The sequence below is a fragment of the Mesorhizobium sp. M7A.F.Ca.CA.002.04.1.1 genome, assembly GCF_004022805.1.
GTDB classification, from domain to species: domain Bacteria; phylum Pseudomonadota; class Alphaproteobacteria; order Rhizobiales; family Rhizobiaceae; genus Mesorhizobium; species Mesorhizobium ciceri.
Map to the genome: position 1 here is coordinate 1 of NZ_RZPL01000927.1, position 1874 is coordinate 1874.

The window sequence follows — 1874 nt, forward strand, 5'->3', positions numbered from 1 at the left end:
AAACCTCGCCATCGGCGAGTGTTTCGATCGCCAGTTCGATTGCGCCATTCGTGTCGGGCGCGGAGGCGATGGAATAGGAGCGGCGCGCCTGATAGCCGTCCGGCGCCGTCAGCCTGACGTCGACATGCTGCCCGGCGCGATAGGCGAAGGGCCGAGACGGCTGAAAAAAGAAGCTGGTGACACGCGGCGTGCGCTTTTCGATGCGGACGATGCCGGCTGTTTGCCAGGGCGACTGCACTGCCGCCGTATCGCTCATGGATCGTTCGTGTAGCGTTGCTCGCGCCATGGGTCGCCATAGATATGGTAGCCGCGCAATTCCCAGAAACCGGGCTCGTCGCGCGAGGTGAATTGCAGGCCGTTCAGCCATTTGGCCGACTTCCAGAAATAGAGATGCGGCACCAGCAGCCTTGCCGGGCCGCCATGATCCGGCGTGATCGGCTTGCCTTCGTAGAGCAGCGCGACCATGGCCTTGCCGGCGGTGAGATCCTTGACCGGCACATTGGTGGTGTAACCGTCGAACGCGTGCGCCAGCGTGAAGCCGGTCGGCGGCTCCACACCCGCGTCGGCAAGGATATCGTCGACCAGCACGCCCTGCCACGGCGTGTCGAACTTGGTCCATGCGGTCACGCAATGGATATCGCGCGTCATCTTGGTCAGCGGCAGCGCGTTGAACTCGGCCCAGTTCCATTTCTTGATCGGCCGTGGCCCATGTTTCAGCGTGAAAAACCAATCCTCGGTGCGCACGCGCGGCGTCGGACCGGCCGACAGCACCGGAAAACCCTGTTCCAGATATTGGCCGGGCGGGATGCGGGCATCGTCATCGGTTGGCGGGCGCCGTCCTGAAGAGAAACCTCGGGTGACCATCGCGGCAATCTCCTGCATCGGGCCGACATCAGCCTGATGCAATGTTCTCGAAGATGTCGTGGCGGGCAACCAAAATCTTGACGGCCGGAGGCCGGAGGGGATCGTCGCCGACGAACCCTGCCGGTCCCGTTCACGTCAAGGCCATTACTCAGCCATTGGCAAAAGGCACCGCGATGTAGATCTGAGCGTCGCCACGCTCGACCAGCAACAGCACCGACTTGCGGCCAGACTTGCCGGCTTGCGCGATTGCCTGGGTTACCTGCCTGGCGTTCTTAACCGGCACCTGATTGACGGCAACGATGATGTCGCCGGCCTGTATTCCGGAAGCGGCGGCGGCTTTGTCGGGATTGACGCTGGCAACCACCGCGCCGTGCTGCTTGCCGGCTAGGTTCATCTGCTGGCGAATGTCGGGCGTTATATCCATCAAGCCGAGCCCTATCGCCGGAGCGCGCCCGGCGCTGGGCGTGTCGGACCCGTCATCCAGCGACGCGGTCTTCGCATCGGCGCTGTTCTGGCCGACATCGACGGAAATCCGCATCGGCTTGCCTTTGCGCCAGACGTCGACCGTTTCCATGGCGCCCGGCGCGACATCGGCGACCGCCCGCGACAGGTCCTTGGGGTCCTTCACGTCCTGCCCGGCAAAGCTGGTGATGACGTCGCCCGTCTCGATGCCGGCCTTGGCCGCCGGCGAGCCGTCATTGACCTCTGAAACCAGCGCGCCGCCGGGATGGTCGAGCCCGATGGCGCTCGCGACATCCGGTGTCACCTCCTGGATCTGAACGCCGAGATAGCCGTACTGGATGGAGCCGCCCTTCATCAGCTTGGCCACCACCTTCTGGGCCTGGTCCGACGGAATGGCAAAGCCGACGCCGACGCTGCCGCCATTGGGCGAATAGATCGCCGTGTTGATGCCGACGACATTGCCCGCGACATCCACCAGCGGGCCGCCGGAATTGCCGTGGTTGATCGGCGCGTCGATCTGGATGAAATCGTCGAACGGCCCGCTATGC

At 64.1% G+C, this 1874-nt stretch carries 3 protein-coding genes; all 3 read right to left on the bottom strand.

The features are described 5' to 3' along the window. On the bottom strand, positions 1-256 hold a 256-nt coding region (locus ENZ75_RS30550; protein ID WP_245481309.1), incomplete at its 3' end, for an FAD-binding oxidoreductase. Beyond that, a complete protein-coding gene (locus tag ENZ75_RS30555; protein WP_063170438.1) occupies positions 253-864 on the bottom strand; it encodes a molybdopterin-dependent oxidoreductase in 612 nt (203 codons plus the stop codon). The genes ENZ75_RS30555 and ENZ75_RS30550, both read right to left, overlap by 4 nt. A gap of 148 nt (positions 865-1012) precedes the next feature. Continuing rightward, positions 1013-1874, bottom strand: an 862-nt coding sequence (locus ENZ75_RS30560) for a PDZ domain-containing protein (protein WP_128278577.1), incomplete at its 5' end; no start/stop codon positions are given.